This window comes from Flavobacterium aquaticum, assembly GCF_003259835.1.
Lineage (GTDB): Bacteria > Bacteroidota > Bacteroidia > Flavobacteriales > Flavobacteriaceae > Flavobacterium > Flavobacterium aquaticum.
Map to the genome: position 1 here is coordinate 158,514 of NZ_QLMI01000002.1, position 18,383 is coordinate 176,896.

Genomic DNA, 18,383 nt, shown 5'->3' on the forward strand with positions numbered 1-18,383 from the left:
ACTATTATTTAACTACTTGAGTTGAATCTACTTTTACTGAATCTACAGCTACTTGAACTGAATCAACTACTGGAGTTTCAACAACTGCTGGAGCTGGAGTTTCAACTTTAGCTTCTGGCTTTTTGTTTAATGCATTAAGGTCAATTCCACCAAAACTCATAAAACCAATAGCCATCAAACCTGTTAAAATAAAAGTAATTCCTAAACCTCTCAAAGGAGCTAATACGTTGGAATATTCCATTTTTTCACGGATAGCTGCTAATGCAACAATTGCAATTAACCAACCAAAACCAGATGCAAAACCGAAAGTTATTACATGACCTAATGAAGAATATGTTCCACCATCAACTCTTTGTTGCATGAACAATGAACCACCTAAGATAGCACAGTTTACTGCAATAAGCGGTAAGAAAATACCTAATGAGTTATATAATGAAGGAGCAAATTTCTCAACAATCATTTCTACTAACTGTACCATTGTTGCTACAGAAGCGATGAATAAAATGAATGTTAAAAAGCTCAAATCTAATTCAGCTAACGATGGATCTAACCAAGCTAATGCACCAGCACCTAAAACATAATGATAAATTAAATAGTTTAAAGGAACAGTTATTACTTGTACAAATATTACAGCAATTCCAAGACCAATAGCTGTTGATACTTTTTTAGAAACGGCCAAAAACGAACACATTCCTAAGAAGTATGCAAAAATCATGTTATCAATGAAAACTGATTTTAAAAATATATTGATATATTCAAACATAGCTATTATTTTTTCTCGATTAATTTCTTGTTAATTCCTCTTTGTACCCAAATTACGATACCTACCATAACTAAGGCCATTGGAGCTAATAACATAAATCCGTTATTAACATATCCAGTAGCATACAAACCTGTTTTTTCAACAGAATTTCCAAAGATTTCGATTCCGAATAATTTTCCTGAACCGAATAATTCTCTAAAAAATGCAACTACCAATAAAATGATTCCATATCCTAAACCATTTCCTAAACCGTCTAAGAAAGAAGGCCATGGTTTGTTACCTAAAGCAAATGCTTCAAAACGTCCCATTAAGATACAGTTGGTAATAATTAATCCTACGAATACTGATAATTGTTTGCTGATATCATAAGCATAAGCCTTCAAAACTTGGTCAACCAAGATTACTAAAGCTGCTGCTACAACCAACTGAACAATGATACGGATTCTACTTGGAATTAAATTTCTTAATAATGATACAATTACGTTACCAAAAGCTACTACCGCAGTTACTGAAAGTGCCATTACAAAGGCATTTTTCATTTGAACTGTTACCGCTAAAGCTGAACAAATACCTAATACCTGAACCGTTACTGGGTTATCGTCATTAAATGGATTTGTAATTAACTTAATATTACTTTTTGAAAATAATCCTTCTTTGTTGTTTTCTGCCATGACGATTATTTTTTATTAGATTTTAAATATTTTTCATATGGTTTTAAACCTCTAACTAACATTTCGGTTACACCATTACCTGTTAAAGTAGCCCCAGAAATTGCATCAACTTCACCATCAGCTTTGTTGTCTTTTCCTGAATAACCTTTAACTACTTTTAAACCTTGTAAGTTTCCGTTAGCGTCAAAAACACTCTCTCCAATAAAACTTTTTTGGAAATAATCTTGAGTAATTTCACCTCCTAAACCAGGAGTTTCTGCTTTATGGTCAAATACAATACCATCAACTTTTAAGTTTTCGTCAACCGAAACATAACCCCAGATAGCATCCCATAACCCCATTCCTCTTACCGGAATAACATAGAATTTTTTACCATCTTTCTCCGCGTTAAAAATTGGGAATTTTCCTTTTTCTTTAGCGATATCAACTGTAAAAGCGTCTTTACTAATTTCTGTTCCGTTTTCATCAAAAACCACTTCACTAATGATGTGTTTTTTGTATGCTTCTTCAGAAGCGTCTCTTTCTACAGCTACTCCAAACGATTTTAGAATGTACTGCATTTTCTCTTTCTTAATGTTTGCCTCTTGATCTGGCTTAAGTGCTGTTGCAGCAAATGCTAATGCAGAAGCTACTAACACTACCATTACAGTCGCAAACAAAAATGTATATCCGTTACTTTCTCTATTCATGACTATGCAGATTTTAATTGTTTAGACTTAGCCAATCTTTTCTTTCTCTTAGCAATGTTTCCATTTACTACGAAATAATCGATAGTTGGCGCTAAAGTGTTCATTAATAAGATAGCCAACATTACTCCTTCTGGATACGCTGGGTTGAAAACTCTAATTAAAATACTAAAGAATCCTATTAATAAACCGTAGATTATTTTTCCTTTATCGGTTTGAGCCGCAGAAACTGGATCAGTTGCCATGAATACAATACCAAAAGCAAAACCTCCAACTACTAAGTGATTGATCCAATCAAAGTTCATTAAAGCAGTTAAACCTACAGCGTTGAACATCATTGCTGTTAAAGCCGCTCCAATTACTCCAGAAACCATAATTTTCCAACTACCTACTCCTGTTGCAATTAAAATAAATGCACCAATTAAAATAGCTAAAACCGAAGTTTCTCCGATAGAACCTGGAATAAATCCTAAGAACATATCCATAGTCGAATACGCTACTTCTTTTCCTTGTGCTAATGAACCTAAAATAGTTTCACCTGACACACCATCAATTGTAGTAGCATCGCTAACCCAAATTTTATCTCCCGACATAAATGTAGGATAAGCAAAGAATGCAAACGCACGTGCTAATAAAGCAGGGTTGAAAATATTCATTCCAGTTCCTCCAAAAGCTTCTTTACCAATTACAACTGCAAAAGCAACTGAAATAGCTAACATCCATAAAGGTAAATCAACTGGCATAACCATTGGAATTAGCAAACCAGATACTAAATATCCTTCGTTAACTTCGTGACCTCTAAAAATTGCAAAAGCAAATTCGATACCTAATCCTACTGCATACGATACAATAATCATTGGTAACACTTTCCATAATCCGTGGAAAAATAAATTTGCAAATGACATATCAGAACCTTCAATTTGAATGAAGTGTTGGTAACCTGCATTGTAAATTCCGAATATTAATGCTGGAATTAAAGCCAAAACCACAGTAATCATGGTTCTCTTCAAATCTACAGCATCTCTAATATGAGCTCCATGCTTTGTAGTATGATTAGGCACATATAAAAATGTATCCAATGCATTGATAGCAGGTGCGAATTTTTCAAATTTTTGCCCTTTCTCAAAAGGCTTTTTAATTTGGTCTATTTTATCTCTTAAAAACTTCATAGCTATTATCCTACTTCTTTAATCATTAAATCAAGAGCTTCACGAATGATTTGTTGGGCTTCTAATTTAGATGTGTTAGTATAATCAATTAAAGCAAAATCTTCTGGAGCTACTTCGTAAATTCCTAAGCTTTCCATTTTATCGATATCACTTGCCAAACAAGCTTTTAATAATTGCATTGGGAAAATATCAAGTGGCATAACCGCTTCCATTTCTCCTGTTACAACTAAAGCTCTTTCTTCACCGTTTAAATTGGTGTTAGGCGCATATTTTTTTCCAGGCATTAACCAAGATAATCCCGTTCTTGATGCACTGTGAACACTTGGCGACGCAAATGGCATCCATCCAAACATTCTATAAACATTTCCTTCAGGAATTACAGTTACCGTATTACTTAGGAAACCTAAATTTCCATCCATTTTTACTTTAGCACCTGTTAAAACATCTCCAGAAATAACTCTCACGTTATCACTTTCAATTTTTCCAGCAACTAAATCAGCAATAGCAGCACCCGAAATTACATTGTAGTATTGAGCATCTTTAACTTCAGAACCTACTAAAGCCACAGTTCTTGTAGCATTGAATTTTCCAGTTAAAAACAATTCACCAATGATAGCAACATCTTGTGGCGTTACTGTCCAAACTCTCTCACCAGCATTAATTGGTGAAATTTTTGCAATTTGAACTCCAACGTTTCCAGCTGGATGTGGACCATACACTTGGTGTAAAGAAACTCCTTTAACATCTTTAAAAATTGATTTTCCTTTACCTTTTACAGATAAATGAACTTTTCCTGATGTTAATTTTGCTAAAGCATCGATACCAACTTGGAATGCTTCTAATTTGTTTTCTAAAACAAACTCAACATCTGCAGCCAATGGAGCAGTTGCATAAGCTGAAATAAAAATAGCTTTAGGTGTATCAGCTGAATTAGCAATCACATCATACGGACGCTGATTGATAAATGGCCAACATCCTGAAGCTAACAAATGTGCTTTTACTTCTTCTGTTGATAAATCATTAGGATTTTTCTTGCTATGCTCAACGAAAACATCTTGAGAATCTGCAGCAATAAGAATCTCTAAAATGACTCTTTTTTCACCACGCTTGATTTCTTGAATTTTTCCGCTTACAGGAGCAACGAATTTAACTTTCTCATCTGATTTAGAAAAGAAAATTACTTCTCCCGCTTTAACGTTATCTCCTTCTTTTACTACCATCTTTGGAGTTACTCCGTGAAAGTCAGAAGGTTTAACAGCATAGACTTTCGAGCGAGTTACTTGAGCTACTTTGTGAGCTGCTTCACCCTTCAACTTAAGGTCTAAACCTTTTTTAATTCGAATGTCTTTTGACATATTTTTGAAGATATGATTGTTAAAAAATTTACTATAAAACGTGCAAATTTAATCAAATACATAGCACCTTACCAAAAATAAAGACAGAGATTAGGTTTATTTATAATTATTCTAAATTACAAAATACTAATAAATTAACAGTAATTACGTTTGTTCCTAAAGATTTACTATTTTTACGTTTTTATAGCTGTAAAATGAATAAAATTGCAACTCTATTTTTACTACTTACTCATTGTTTTATTTTCTCTCAAGCAGGAATTGAACAAGATCCAACATTTAATATCAAAACAATTTCATTTCGTGTAAATGGAAATAATGTTATTCCATTTTTTAAACTTGGCGAGACTTTTGAATTGAGTTTCGATGATTTATACGGAGACGAAGCCGACTACTATTACACGATAACACAGTACAACTACGATTGGTCTGCACCTTCAGATTTAGGAAAAGTAGAATATTTAAACGGAATGGACAATCAGCGCATCATTACTTATGAAAACTCCTTCAATACTTTACAATTGTATTCGCATTACAGACAAGTTTTCCCAAATAGATTTAATCAAATCACTAAAAGTGGAAATTATTTAATCTCAATTTTAAATGATGAAGGCGAAATCGTATTTTCTAGAAAAATTATAATTTACGAAGAACAAGTTGCTGTAGCAATGTTAGTAAGAAGAGCAAGAGACTTCGAAAGCCTTGATGGAAAACAAAACATAGAAATGACCATAAATTACGGTGACAAAGTTTTACAAAATCCGATTCAGAACGTAAAAGTTACACTTTTTCAAAACGGAAATTGGAAAAACAGCATTTCAAATGTTAAACCACAATACACATTGGGCTCTGAGCTAATTTATAGATACAACAAAGAAACACAATTTTGGGGTGGAAACGAAGCGTACAGTATTGACAACAAAATAATTAGAACAACCAACAATACCGTTTCACAAGTAACTTCTGGAGATAATATTTACAACACTTATTTATATGTAAACACTCCGCGAAAAAACCACCCTTACACCTATTTTCCTGATATTAATGGTAACTTTTTTATTCAGAATGCAAATACTTCAAATTCACAAATAGAAGCCGATTATTCATGGGTTTACTTTGCTTTAAACACACCTAATTTATTAGATAAAAATATTTATGTAGTTGGAATGTTTAACAATTATGCTTTAACTGATGAATATAAATTAGAATTCGACAAAAATTCTGGTTTATACGAAAAAGCAATTTTATTAAAACAAGGATTTACCAATTACCAATACGTTATTACAGATAAATTCGGCAAAATTGATTATGAAAATGCTATTGATGGTAATTTTTTTCAAACCGAAAACAACTACACCGCAATTGTTTACTACAGAGGAAATAACGATCGATACGACAGAGTAATTGGAATTGCAAACACAAACAGCGAAGTTATCCGAAATTAAAAATGAGCAGAAAAGACCTAAAATATAGAGGAACTCAGTGCATCAACTGTGAAACATCGTTAGATATAAGCGAAAAATATTGTCATCATTGTGGCCAATTAAATTCAACAAAAAAACTTACAATAAGCGATTTTATTGAAGAATTTTTTGCCAATTTTTATGCTTACGATTCTAGATTACGCAATTCAATACTATCTATTTTTACAAAACCAGGCGTTTTAGCTCGTGAATTTAATGCAGGCAAAAGACATACGTATGCAAATCCGTTTCGATTATTTTTAAGTGTTTCATTAATACTATTTATAACGTTTAATTTTACCGAAGGAGATAATAGTCCAAACAATATTGATCCTTTAGTTGTTGATAATGAATTAACAGAGAATCAAAAACAAGATTTAAAAACACTCGATAGCTTATCTAACAAAGCAATTAGCAAAAATCCTAATGCAGAAGGATTAATAAACAGTCTAAATAGAAAAGAAATCAATCATAGTCGAGATTCAATTTATACCAAACAATTTATAGACGAAAATATTTCTTCAGGATTCAAACCACTAATCTACACAGCTCTTTCATTTCGAAATTTCAACAGAAAATATCCAGAAAAAACTACTGAAGAAGCCTTAAAAGAACTAGGACACGAAGTCACTTTTTATACTAAAACTTTATTTAATAAATCTAAACTTTTCAAATCAAACGATATTGAAAGCGAAGTTTTCGATTACTTTTATCAAAAACTTCCTTTCTTTATTTTCCTTTCTTTACCAATACTAACACTCATGTTTTGGCTGGTTTTTTATTCAAAAAAAATAAATTACACCGAACATTTAGTTTTTGCATACACTTTTTTTACTTTCATCTTTTTATGCATGATGATTTTCAATTTCATTGAATTAATAAGTGAAGAACTAACTTACTTTGTTTCCGGAGTTTCATTTGCATTTATATTTCCAATTTATTTCTATAAATCTTTAAGAAATTTTTATCAACAAAGCCGTTGGATAACTGTTTTAAAATTCTTAATTTTGAATCCGCTATTCTTTTTATTCTTAGGGATTTGCACCCTAATAATGATGTTCATAGGAATAATTCTATTTTAACGTATGGTAAGTCAAATTACAAAAGGCATAAAGATTTCAGTTTTAACTAGTTTTGAAGGAACTTACTTCAAAAACTATAAAATTCACTTTGCCTTTGCGTATCATGTTACTATTGAAAATCAAAGTAAAGATTCGGTACAATTAACCACACGTCATTGGGAAATTTACGACGCATTAAACAATGTTGAAGTAGTAGATGGCGAAGGTGTAATTGGTAAAAAACCAGTAATAAAACCTGGTGAAAGCTACACTTATTCTTCTGGATGCTTGCTTTCTTCACCAATTGGAGCTATGAAAGGCTATTTCAACATGGTAAACTTTACCACAACTAGAAGTTTTAGAGTTACCATCCCAACTTTCAAGCTTAGCGCTCCTTTTGCTATCAACTAAATAACGAACAAACTAGCTTCGTAACATTTGTTATCGATAATTCAAAATATACTTTGTATTTTTGTATTCGTTTACGATTATTTCGTAAATCAAAGCACAAAATTGTCTAATCTCAAAATACAACACCATGTTAAAAGGATTTTTTAATGTCCCAAAAGCGGTTAACGAACCCGTAAAATCGTACGCTCCAGGTTCTCCTGAAAGAGCAAAAGTTGCAGAAACATATAAAACCATGTGGAATTCTCAAGTAGAAGTTCCATTATATATAGGTAGTGAAGAAATTAAAACTGGAGATACTAAAAAAATGTCGGCACCGCATGATCACCAACATATTGTAGGTGTTTATCATCAAGCAGACAAAGCTTTAGTTGAAAAAGCAATCACCGAAGCATTAGAAGCTCGTAAAAAATGGGCAGCTATGGCGTGGGAAAACAGAGCTGGAATTTTCTTAAAAGCAGCTGAATTATTAGCAGGTCCTTACCGAGCTAAAATCAATGCAGCGACTATGATTGCTCAATCAAAAACAATTCACCAAGCAGAAATTGATTCAGCTTGTGAGTTGATTGACTTCTTACGTTACAACGTAGAATTCATGACAAAAATATACGCAGACCAGCCAGCATCAACATCAGACATGTGGAACCGTGTTGAATACAGACCATTAGAAGGTTTTGTATATGCAATTACACCTTTCAACTTTACAGCTATCGCAGGAAATTTACCTTCAAGTGCTGCATTAATGGGGAATGTTGTGGTTTGGAAACCAGCTGCAACACAAGTATATTCTGCTAATATAATCATGCAAGTTTTCAAAGAAGCAGGTCTACCAGATGGCGTTATCAATATGGTTATGGGTGATTCTGGAATGGTTTCTGACGTAGTTTTATCTAGTCCACATTTAGCGGGAGTTCACTTTACAGGTTCGACTGGTGTTTTCAATGACATTTGGAAAACTATCGGAAACAACATCGCTACTTACAAAACATATCCAAGAATCGTTGGAGAAACAGGTGGAAAAGATTTCATCATCGCTCATCCATCAGCTAATCCAACTCAAGTTGCTGTAGGAATTGCTCGTGGTGCTTTTGAATTCCAAGGACAAAAATGTAGTGCCGCATCACGTGTTTATATTCCACAAAGTTTATGGCCAGCTGTTCAAGCAAAATTAGAAGCGGATTTGAAATCTATGAAAATGGGTTCACCAGAAGATATGAGTAATTTTATTACAGCAGTTATTTCAGAAGCTTCATTCGATAAATTAGCGCGTTACATTGACCAAGCTAAAAACGATAGCGATGCGGAAATAATCATGGGTGGAAATTATGATAAATCAAAAGGTTATTTCATCGAGCCAACAGTTATCTTAACTACAAATCCAAAATACAACACGATGTGTACCGAATTATTCGGACCTGTAGTTACCATTTATATTTACGAAGATGCAAAATGGTCTGAAACATTAAAATTAGTAGACGAAACTTCAGAATACGCTTTAACTGGTGCGGTATTTAGCCAATGTCGTTATGCTGTGGAAGAAGCGACGGTTGCATTACAAAATGCAGCAGGAAACTTCTACATCAACGACAAACCAACAGGTGCTGTTGTAGGAATGCAACCATTTGGAGGAGCAAGAGGTTCTGGAACTAACGATAAAGCAGGTTCTTCACAAAACTTATTGCGTTGGGCTTCTGTTAGAACCATCAAAGAAACTTTCGTAACACCAGAAGATTATAAATATCCGTTTTTAGGTTAATCCGAAATACGAAGTAGAAATAAAAAACCCGATTTTCAATTGAGAATCGGGTTTTGTGTTTTATAGCTAGTCACTAATTACTTTTCACTAATCACTACTTCTTATACTTCAACGGTAAATGAACCACTTTCTTAGTTTCAAAAAACTCATCTGAAAAGAAATCCGATAAATTATATTGCGTTGCTTTTGGAAAATCCTTTAATTCTTCGGTTAAATCACCACCTTTTAAATATAAAATTCCGTTGGCTAATTCGTGATTTTGTTTTTTAGCCACTTTATCATCAACCCATTTTACAAAATCAGGCATATTGGTTACAGCACGACTTACGATAAAATCAAATTCTTGTTTGACTAATTCGGCACGTTTTTGTTCGGCTTTTACATTTTTTAATCCTAAACCTGCTGCAACTTCATTTACCACTTTGATTTTCTTGGCAATAACATCAATCAAATAAAAATCAACTTCTGGAAATAAAATCGCTAATGGAATTCCAGGAAAACCACCACCAGTTCCCACATCCATAATTTTAGAACCTGGGCGTAACTCGATAATTTTTGCAATTCCTAAGGAATGCAAAACGTGACGTGTATGTAATTCGTCGATATCCTTTCGTGAAATCACATTAATTTTGGCATTCCAATCTTCGTATAACCCTTGCAATTTTTGAAACTGAAGTATTTGATTATCAGATAAATCAGGAAATTGCTTTAAAATCTCTTCCATTAGTTAAATTTTACACAAAAATACGCTTTTTGGTGAATAAAAAATGAGGAATATCATAAATGAAAAAATTATAATATTTATCTTTGACGAAATTTGAATACAAAATTTATGAGTACTACAACCCCGATTTTCTCAAAAGAAGATAATCTGAAGTTTTTCAGAACATTAAATAAAAGAGTAAACGATTATTTCAAAGAAAATAAAATTGACAAAACAGGAAACTGGAAATTGCACTTGAAAACCATTGTAATGTTCGGTCTTTTCCTAACGCCTTACTTCTTCCTATTAGCTATGGATATGCCGTTTTGGGTATATTTATTATTAAACGTAGTAATCGGAATTGGAATGGCCGGCGTAGGGATGAACGTAATGCACGATGGTAATCATGGTGCTTATTCTACTAAATCTTGGGTAAACAAATTAATGGGCGGAAGTATCTACATCTTAGCCGGAAATGTTTACAACTGGCAAGTACAACACAACGTTTTACACCACACCTACACCAACATTATTGGTCACGATGAAGATTTAGAAGCAGGAAGAATTTTACGTTTTTCTAAAACGGCTAAATGGTACAGTCACCACAGATTCCAACATTATTATTCTGTTTTCTTATACGGATTATTAACATTCAACTGGGCAATCACAACAGATTTCTTACAGATGAAACGTTACTTAAAAAGAAACTTATCGTATGGTGAATTTAAAAAACCAACCATTCTTTGGACAACTTTAATTATCACTAAAACGATTTACTTCTCAATTTGGTTAGTATTACCTATGATTTTAGGAATTACATGGTGGAAAGTACTTTTAGGATTTGTTGTAATGCATTATACAGCTGGTTTAATCTTGAGTGTAGTATTCCAATTAGCTCATGTAGTTGAAGATACTATAAATCCAATGCCAGATGACAATGGAGAAATCGAAAACACTTGGGCAATTCACCAATTATTTACAACTGCTAACTTCGCACCAAAAAACTGGATTGTGAATTATTATACAGGTGGATTAAATCACCAAATTGAACACCATATTTTCCCAAACATAAGTCACATTCATTACAATAAAATTGCTGAAATTGTAAAACAAACGGCAGCTGAGTGTAACTTACCGTATCACGAGTTCAAAACGACTCGATCGGCCATCGCCTCTCATTTCAAACATTTGAGAGAACTAGGAAGAAAACCACAATTAGCATAATAAAGAAGAGACGCGAGGAATCGCGTCTTTTGTATTAACTATAATAACTAACACACAATGAACCCGTTATCGGACAGAATCAACAACTTAGCCGTTTCACAAACTTTAGCAATGGCGGCTTTGGCAAGAGAATTAAAAGCACAAGGAAAAGACATTATCAGCCTTAGTTTAGGAGAACCAGATTTTAATACTCCTGAATTTATTAAAGAAGCTGCAAAAAAAGCTATCGACGAAAACTACAGTACGTACACACCTGTGGAAGGTTACTTAGAATTGAAAGAAGCGATTTGCAAAAAATTCAAAAGAGATAATAATTTAGACTACAAACCATCACAAATTGTAGTTTCAACAGGAGCAAAACAATCGTTATATAACATTGCACAAGTAATGTTGAATGATGGTGACGAAGTAATTCTTCCTGCTCCATATTGGGTTTCATATTTCGAAATTATCAAGCTTTCTGGCGGAGTTCCTGTTGAAGTTCCTACTTCTGTTGAAAGCGATTTCAAAATCACACCAGAACAATTAGAAGCAGCCATCACACCAAAAACTAAAATGATGTGGTTCAGTTCGCCTTGCAACCCAAGTGGTTCGGTTTACAATCGTGAAGAGTTAACAGCTTTAGCTAAGGTTTTAGAAAAACATCCACACGTATATGTAGTTTCTGACGAAATCTACGAACACATCAACTTTTCAGGAACATTTTGCAGCATTGCATCGATTCCAGGAATGTTAGAAAGAACAATCACAGTTAATGGTGTTGCAAAAGCATTCGCAATGACAGGATGGAGAATTGGATATATTGGCGCACCGGAATTCATCGCAAAAGCGTGTACAAAAATCCAAGGACAAGTTACTTCGGGAGCCAATTCTATTGCACAAAGAGCAACGATTACTGCTGTTGAAGCGGATCCAAGCGTTTTAAACGAAATGGTTTCAGCCTTCAAAAACAGAAGAGATTTAGTAGTAGGATTAGTTAAAGAAATCCCAGGATTCAAATTGAATGTTCCAGAAGGCGCATTTTATGTTTTCCCTGATGTATCTTTTTACTTTGGAAAAACTTTAAAAGGACAATTAATTAAAGACGCAACTGATTTCTCAATGTTCTTATTAGCAGAAGCAAACGTAGCAACTGTAACAGGAGACGCTTTTGGAAATCCAAATTGTATTCGTTTCTCTTACGCAACAAGCGAAGCTCTATTAACAGAAGCAATGAGAAGAATCAAAGAAGCGGTTTCTTAAAACTAAAAAATATAGCAAACACGAATTGCACAAATTGGCACGAATTAATTGGTGTAAATTAGTGTAATTCGTGTTTTTTTTATGCTCCAAATTCAAAAAAAAACGAACTCGAATTAGAAATCTCCAATTTTTTATAAGAACTTTGCACACTTTTTTTCGGCAAATCCCGAAAGATTAAAGATTTACAAATGAAGAAGAAGATTGAAATTTTAGCTCCTGCAAAAAACTTAGTACAAGGAATTGCTGCCATAAATAGTGGTGCTGATGCGGTTTATATTGGCGCTCCTTTATATGGCGCTCGTTCAAACGCTACCAATTCTGTTGAAGATATTGCCGAATTGGTAAAATATGCGCACTTGTTTAACGCTCAGGTTTTTGTGGTTATCAATACGATTTTATACGATAACGAATTAGAACCTTGTCGTCAATTGATTTGGAAATTGTATGATATTGGCGTAGATGCTTTAATCATTCAAGACATGGCGATTATGGAAATGGAGTTACCTCCTATCGTATTGCATGCTAGCACGCAAACCAATAATCGTGATGCTGATAAAATCAAATTCTTAGCAGATGCTGGAATCAAACGTGTGGTTTTAGCGCGTGAATTGAATCTTAGTCAAATCAAAGAAATCCGTGACGCTTCTGATGTTGAATTAGAATTTTTCGTAACGGGTGCTTTATGCGTTTCGTTTAGCGGAAATTGTTATATGAGTGTTGCCAATGGCGAACGTTCAGCAAACCGTGGTTCTTGTGCACAAAATTGTCGTTTACCTTATAACTTAATTGATGGAAATGGCGATACTTTAATCAAAAATAGTCACTTACTCTCAATTAAAGACTTTGATGTTTCCAACCAAATTCCAAATTTAGTGGAAGCCGGAATTGTTTCTTTCAAAATTGAAGGTCGTTTGAAGGATATTGTGTATGTAAAAAATAACGTTTCGTATTTACGTCAGAAATTAGATGCTTTCTTAAACGAAAATAGCGATAAATACACCAAAGCTTCTTCTGGAAAATGCACGTATTTATTTGATTCATCATTAGATAGAACGTTCAATCGTGGTTATACTGATTATTTTGTAAACGAAAGACATCAAGCCATTGGTTCTTGGGAAAGTCCAAAATCAAAAGGGCAATATATTGGAAAACTGATTAAAACCGTTGGAAATTCATACGTAATTGAAAACGGAGAATTATTAAATAATGGCGACGGATTGTGTTTCATCAACGAAAATAACGAAGCCGAGGGAATTTACGTAAACCGCGCCGAAAACGGAATCGTTTACCCAAACGTGTTAAAAGAAATCAAAGAAGGTACTTTCATTTACAGAAATAACGATGCGGCTTTCATTAAATTAGTTGAAAGAGAAGACAGTGCAGTTCGAAAAATCAGCACCACTTTATTATTAAAAGAAAACGAAACAGGTTTTGAGTTAATCGCAACTGACGAAGATGGAAATGTTAGCGTTGTAAATTTGGTTCATCCAAAAGAACAAACAAAAAATAACGAATCTTTAGCAGAAAACTTCAAAATTAACTTAGCTAAAACAGGTTTCACACCTTATACAGCTGATGAAATTACGATTGAATTTTCTGGAAATTGGTTTCTTCCGATTTCAAAAATCAATGAAATGCGAAGAACGGTTTACGAACAATTATCAGAAATTCGTTTGAAAAATTACGTTCGCAAGGAACACCAATTGGTAAAAACATCGCATCCTTATCCAGAAACAAAATTGGATTTCATGTACAATGTTGCCAACAAAACCGCTCGTAAATTCTACGAACGTCATGGTGTAACTGAAATTGAAAAAGCATTCGAATTACAATGGGATCCTGGAAAATCGCGTGTAATGACGACTAAATATTGCATCAAATACGAATTAGAACGTTGTCCAAAATACCACAGAGAAAACATGGACAAAAAACTGAAAGAACCCTTAGTTTTGAAACAAGGCGAATTGGAATACAAACTAAAATTCAATTGTAAACCTTGTGAAATGGAAATTTGGGAAAAAGATGCCGAATTTGAAATTGAAGAAGATCACTTTCATTAATATAGAAACCGATGTATAACGCATCGGTTTTTTTATTCATTCAATTTTCGAATCACTTTAGCCGGATTTCCAACAGCTAATGAATTGGCCGGGATGTCTTTAGTCACGACTGAACCAGCGCCAATTGTACAACCATCACCAATTGTAACACCTGGACAAATAACGGTGTTTCCTCCAATCCAACAATCGTTACCTATAAAAACTGGTTTTGAAAATTCAACAGTTCTTCTTTCAATAGCGTCAAGTGGATGCGTTGCCGTATAAATATGAACATTCGGCCCAAAGAAAACATTGTTGCCAATTTCAATTTTCATTGTATCCAAAACCACACAATTCACATTGAAAAATACATTCTCACCTGAATAAATGTTATACCCATAATCACAATGAAATGGCGGCTCAATGTATAATTTTTTATGTGCGTTAGGTAAAAGTTCACGAAGAATATTCCTTGAATTTCCATTCACAACATATTCGGTTACATTCAATCTGTGAAGAAACTTTTTTGCTCGTAATCGCTCTGCCATTAAAACTTTGTCGTTAGCAAAATAAATTTCGCCATCGAGCATTTTTTCCTTTTCAGTTTTCATTTTTTAAATATAAATGATCAATACAAAAATATCTTTTTTGGAACACAGATTTGGAGAAATTATAGAAATTTTAATAATCCGTCAAATTTCTTAAATGTGTAATCCAAAATAACTAGTTAAAAATTGTAAATTTGAACTTATGCAATCCATTCTTCAAAATATAGCCAAGCACATTTCTTTAACTCCAGAAGAAGAAACCTTATTTTTATCTAAAACAGAAACCAAACAATTCAAAGCCAAAACTATTTTATTAAGCGCTGGCGAAGTGGCAACTTGCACTTATTTTGTGAATTCTGGTATTTTGAGAAGTTTCAATATTAATGACAATATTATTGAACACGTATTGCATTTTGCTTGCGAAGGTTGGTGGATTGGCGACATGTACAGTTATATTTCTGAAAAACCTGGCAATCTTTTTATAGAAGTTTTAGAAGATGCTGAAGTTGTAATCATCACTAAAGAAAACCAACAACAACTCTTTCAAGAAATCCCAAAATTAGAACGCTTTTTCAGAATTTTAGCCGAGAACTCCTTAGTTGCACATCAAGAACGATTAATGGACAATTTAAGTCTAACTGCCGAAGAACGTTTTGAAAAATTTTGTTCTAAATACCCAACATTAATTCAGAAAGTTCCTCAAAAACATATTGCTTCTTACATTGGCGTTACACCTGAATTTTTCAGTAAGATGAAAGCGAGATTGTTGAAAAAATAATTTCTTAATCTAGGTTAAGTGCTCTTCCTTGTTCATCAATGTAAATTTGTATCATAATAATTACTAAATTTATACATTATGAAAAATACAGTTTTACACAAAGCAGATTCAAGAGGACACGCAGATCATGGTTGGTTAAATGCTTACCACAGTTTTAGCTTTGCTAATTGGTACAATCCAGAAAGAGTTCAATTTGGTATGTTGCGCGTTTTAAATGACGATACTGTTGCAGCTGGAATGGGTTTTGGAACACATCCACATGATAATATGGAAATTATCACGATTCCATTAGAAGGCGATTTGGCTCACAAAGACAGTATGGGAAATGCCGCAACCATCAAAACAGGAGATGTACAAGTAATGAGCGCAGGAACCGGAATACAACACAGTGAGTTTAATCCAAATCATGACCAACACACAAAATTGTTTCAAATTTGGTTGTTTCCAAAATATAGAAATGTAGAACCTCGTTATCAACAAATTACTTTAGACCAATCCTTACAAAAAAATGATTTTGCGCAGATTTTATCTCCAAATCCAGATGATGCTGGTGTTTGGATTCATCAAGATGCTTGGTTTTATTTGAGTGATTTTGACAACGGTTTTTCAAAAAAATTAAATTTGAAAAAAGAAGGAAACGGATTTTACATCATGAACATTGAAGGTGAAATTGAAGTAAATGGAGAAAAATTAGAAAAAAGAGACGCAATCGGAATTTGGGCAACCAATGAAATTGAAATCAAAGCGAATTCAAATGCGAAGTTTTTAGTGATGGAAATTCCGATGGAGCAATAATTAGTGAGCAGTCACAGTAGTCAGTCGCAGTAAAAAATTAAATCATGAGTGAAGTACAATTAAGAATTAATGACAATAAAGGTGCTTTTTACATTGAAGTAAAAGGCAAACAAGAGGCCATGATGACATTTGTTTATGCTGGCGAAGATAAAATAATCATTGACCATACTGAAGTAAATCCTGGAAACGAAGGAAAAGGCTTTGGCAAAAAAATGGTAACAAAAGCGGTAGAATTTGCAAGAGAAAAAGGAATTAAAATCTTGCCTTTGTGTCCGTTTGCGAAAAGTGTTTTTGATAAAACTCCTGAATTTAGAGACGTATTATAAATTTAAAACGAAGTAATCATGGATCCAAAAAACCTAAAAAAAGAATATACAAATGGTGAAGTAACCATTGTATGGCAGTCTGGAAAGTGTACCCATTCTGCTAACTGTGTTAAAAATAATCCAGATGTTTTTAAACCAAAAGAACAACCTTGGATTACACCTGATAATTCAACCACAGAAAAAATTATTGAAACCGTTAACAAATGTCCTTCTGGAGCATTAACGTATTATTTAAACGAAAAATAAAATGACTGAATTTACCGTTACTGTTAATGCTTCACTCGAAAAAGTTTGGAGTCATTTACTCAATAAAATTGAACATCCTGAAAATTTTGTTCCAGGTGTTAGTGATGTAATCATTTCTGAAAAAAACACAGAATTTGTAATAAGACAAATGACTGTAACAACTCCTGAAACAACTACCATTCTAAAAGAAAAAATTACTTTCATTCCTTATAAAGTTAGATTTCTACTTTTAGAACATCCAACGATGGAAGGATATGTAGATAATGATGCAAAATTTGTTTCGGAGGAAGAAACCGAAATGACTTTTACTACAAATTGGAACGATAAAACATCAAAAGCAGCCATTGGAAATCTAGAATTATTAAAAAGTGCTGTTTTAAAAACAAAAAAGTATATAGAAGAAAATTAATGAATCAATCGCCTAAATGGAAATTTGCCATCATGGTTTGGTTGGCCATTTATCCAGCCATAACTCTTTTAACCTACTTAATTGGAGATTACATTAAAAACTTACCATTACCATTAAAAACATTAATCATGACTGGAATTTTGGTTCCACTAATGATTTTTGTTTTATTACCAATATTAAGAAAAGTAATGGGGAATTGGTTAAACAAATAAATACATGAAAAAAATCATCGCATTCGGAGCTTCATCAAGTAAGCAATCCATCAATAAACAATTGGCAACATATACCGCTAATCAATTTCAAAATACATCGGTAGAAATTTTAGATTTAAACGATTACGAAATGCCTATTTTCTCTGTTGATAAAGAAAAAGAAAACGGAATTCATCCTTTAGCACAAGATTTTTATGCTAAATTAGGAAGCGCCGATTTAATTATTATTTCGTTTGCTGAACATAACGGGAATTACTCCACAGCCTTTAAAAACATTTTAGATTGGACTTCTCGAATTAACGCCAAAACCTTTCAAGAAAAACCAATGTTGTTATTGGCTACTTCTCCTGGTGCTCGTGGTGGAAGTTCTGTTTTAGATATCGCTACAAAACGCTTCCCATTCCAAGGCGGCATTGTAAAAGGTAGTTTTTCTTTACCAAGTTTCTATGAAAATTTTGATGTAGTAAATGGAATCATTCATCCAGAATATAAAAATCAATTATTGGAAATTGTAAATTCAACTGAATTCTAA

General features: G+C 33.2%; 21 protein-coding genes. 14 read left to right on the forward strand and 7 right to left on the reverse strand.

Annotated features, from left to right (window positions below; genetic code table 11):
- Positions 1–4 precede the first annotated feature (4 nt).
- Genes nqrE through B0I03_RS03545 form a run of 5 tightly spaced genes read right to left on the reverse strand, consistent with a single transcriptional unit; the run spans position 5 to position 4,644 of the window.
- A complete protein-coding gene (nqrE, locus tag B0I03_RS03525) occupies positions 5–763 on the reverse strand; it encodes an NADH:ubiquinone reductase (Na(+)-transporting) subunit E (protein ID WP_111566090.1) in 759 nt (252 codons plus the stop codon).
- A gap of 5 nt (positions 764–768) precedes the next feature.
- On the reverse strand, positions 769–1,434 hold the full coding sequence (locus B0I03_RS03530) for an NADH:ubiquinone reductase (Na(+)-transporting) subunit D (protein ID WP_111566091.1): 666 nt from the start codon (positions 1,432–1,434) through the stop codon (positions 769–771).
- Between the two features lie 5 nt (positions 1,435–1,439).
- Positions 1,440–2,123 (reverse strand): NADH:ubiquinone reductase (Na(+)-transporting) subunit C, encoded by a 684-nt coding sequence (gene nqrC, locus B0I03_RS03535; RefSeq protein ID WP_111566092.1) that lies wholly within the window; start codon positions 2,121–2,123, stop codon positions 1,440–1,442.
- Positions 2,124–2,125: 2 nt separating this feature from the next.
- Entirely contained in the window at positions 2,126–3,289 is a 1,164-nt protein-coding gene (locus tag B0I03_RS03540; protein ID WP_111566093.1) for an NADH:ubiquinone reductase (Na(+)-transporting) subunit B, read from the reverse strand.
- A gap of 5 nt (positions 3,290–3,294) precedes the next feature.
- Positions 3,295–4,644, reverse strand: coding sequence for a Na(+)-translocating NADH-quinone reductase subunit A (locus tag B0I03_RS03545; RefSeq protein ID WP_111566094.1), 1,350 nt, complete (start codon positions 4,642–4,644; stop codon positions 3,295–3,297).
- 194 nt (positions 4,645–4,838) lie between these two features.
- On the opposite strand from B0I03_RS03545, the gene B0I03_RS03550 reads away from it, so the two are divergent.
- The 4 genes from B0I03_RS03550 (at position 4,839) to pruA (ending at position 9,329) form a co-directional block, all read left to right on the forward strand.
- Positions 4,839–6,086: a type IX secretion system plug protein gene (locus B0I03_RS03550; RefSeq protein ID WP_111566095.1), complete on the forward strand. Its 1,248-nt coding sequence runs from the start codon at positions 4,839–4,841 to the stop codon at positions 6,084–6,086.
- 2 nt (positions 6,087–6,088) lie between these two features.
- Entirely contained in the window at positions 6,089–7,186 is a 1,098-nt protein-coding gene (locus tag B0I03_RS03555; RefSeq protein ID WP_111566096.1) for a DUF3667 domain-containing protein, read from the forward strand.
- A 3-nt stretch (positions 7,187–7,189) separates the two neighbouring features.
- Positions 7,190–7,576 (forward strand): Co2+/Mg2+ efflux protein ApaG, encoded by a 387-nt coding sequence (gene apaG, locus B0I03_RS03560; RefSeq protein WP_111566097.1) that lies wholly within the window; start codon positions 7,190–7,192, stop codon positions 7,574–7,576.
- A gap of 127 nt (positions 7,577–7,703) precedes the next feature.
- Positions 7,704–9,329 (forward strand): L-glutamate gamma-semialdehyde dehydrogenase, encoded by a 1,626-nt coding sequence (gene pruA, locus B0I03_RS03565; RefSeq protein ID WP_111566098.1) that lies wholly within the window; start codon positions 7,704–7,706, stop codon positions 9,327–9,329.
- Positions 9,330–9,423: 94 nt separating this feature from the next.
- On the opposite strand, the gene rsmG is transcribed toward pruA, so the two are convergent.
- Positions 9,424–10,053: a 16S rRNA (guanine(527)-N(7))-methyltransferase RsmG gene (rsmG, locus tag B0I03_RS03570; protein ID WP_111566099.1), complete on the reverse strand. Its 630-nt coding sequence runs from the start codon at positions 10,051–10,053 to the stop codon at positions 9,424–9,426.
- Positions 10,054–10,161: 108 nt separating this feature from the next.
- Here rsmG and B0I03_RS03575 point away from each other — a divergent pair, with 108 nt between their 5' ends.
- The 3 genes from B0I03_RS03575 to B0I03_RS03585 all read left to right on the forward strand — a co-directional run bounded on the left by B0I03_RS03575 (position 10,162) and on the right by B0I03_RS03585 (position 14,558).
- Positions 10,162–11,256 (forward strand): fatty acid desaturase family protein, encoded by a 1,095-nt coding sequence (locus B0I03_RS03575; RefSeq protein WP_111566100.1) that lies wholly within the window; start codon positions 10,162–10,164, stop codon positions 11,254–11,256.
- A 57-nt stretch (positions 11,257–11,313) separates the two neighbouring features.
- A complete protein-coding gene (locus tag B0I03_RS03580; RefSeq protein WP_111566101.1) occupies positions 11,314–12,498 on the forward strand; it encodes a pyridoxal phosphate-dependent aminotransferase in 1,185 nt (394 codons plus the stop codon).
- Between the two features lie 188 nt (positions 12,499–12,686).
- Positions 12,687–14,558: a peptidase U32 family protein gene (locus B0I03_RS03585; RefSeq protein ID WP_111566102.1), complete on the forward strand. Its 1,872-nt coding sequence runs from the start codon at positions 12,687–12,689 to the stop codon at positions 14,556–14,558.
- Between the two features lie 32 nt (positions 14,559–14,590).
- Here B0I03_RS03585 and B0I03_RS03590 read toward each other — a convergent pair whose 3' ends face one another.
- Positions 14,591–15,148: a sugar O-acetyltransferase gene (locus B0I03_RS03590; protein WP_111566103.1), complete on the reverse strand. Its 558-nt coding sequence runs from the start codon at positions 15,146–15,148 to the stop codon at positions 14,591–14,593.
- A 139-nt stretch (positions 15,149–15,287) separates the two neighbouring features.
- Between B0I03_RS03590 and B0I03_RS03595 the strand changes: the two genes are divergently transcribed.
- From B0I03_RS03595 to B0I03_RS03625, 7 genes are all read left to right on the forward strand, one after another.
- The gene (locus B0I03_RS03595; RefSeq protein WP_111566104.1) at positions 15,288–15,863 is read left to right on the forward strand and encodes a Crp/Fnr family transcriptional regulator; all 576 of its coding nucleotides are present in this window, start codon (positions 15,288–15,290) and stop codon (positions 15,861–15,863) included.
- Positions 15,864–15,941: 78 nt separating this feature from the next.
- Complete coding sequence (locus B0I03_RS03600; protein ID WP_111566105.1) at positions 15,942–16,658, forward strand: pirin family protein; 717 nt, start codon at positions 15,942–15,944, stop codon at positions 16,656–16,658.
- 44 nt (positions 16,659–16,702) lie between these two features.
- Entirely contained in the window at positions 16,703–16,984 is a 282-nt protein-coding gene (locus B0I03_RS03605) for a GNAT family N-acetyltransferase (RefSeq protein ID WP_111566106.1), read from the forward strand.
- Between the two features lie 18 nt (positions 16,985–17,002).
- The gene (locus B0I03_RS03610) at positions 17,003–17,230 is read left to right on the forward strand and encodes a (4Fe-4S)-binding protein (protein ID WP_111566107.1); all 228 of its coding nucleotides are present in this window, start codon (positions 17,003–17,005) and stop codon (positions 17,228–17,230) included.
- A gap of 1 nt (position 17,231) precedes the next feature.
- Positions 17,232–17,639 carry an AtaL-like protein gene (locus B0I03_RS03615; RefSeq protein ID WP_111566108.1) on the forward strand — a complete coding sequence of 136 codons (408 nt, stop codon included), beginning with the start codon at positions 17,232–17,234 and terminating at the stop codon, positions 17,637–17,639.
- Positions 17,639–17,851, forward strand: a complete 213-nt coding sequence (locus B0I03_RS03620; protein ID WP_111566109.1) for a hypothetical protein — start codon at positions 17,639–17,641, stop codon at positions 17,849–17,851. Before B0I03_RS03615 ends, B0I03_RS03620 begins: the two co-directional genes overlap by 1 nt.
- Positions 17,852–17,855: 4 nt before the next feature.
- Positions 17,856–18,383, forward strand: a complete 528-nt coding sequence (locus B0I03_RS03625) for an NADPH-dependent FMN reductase (protein ID WP_111566110.1) — start codon at positions 17,856–17,858, stop codon at positions 18,381–18,383.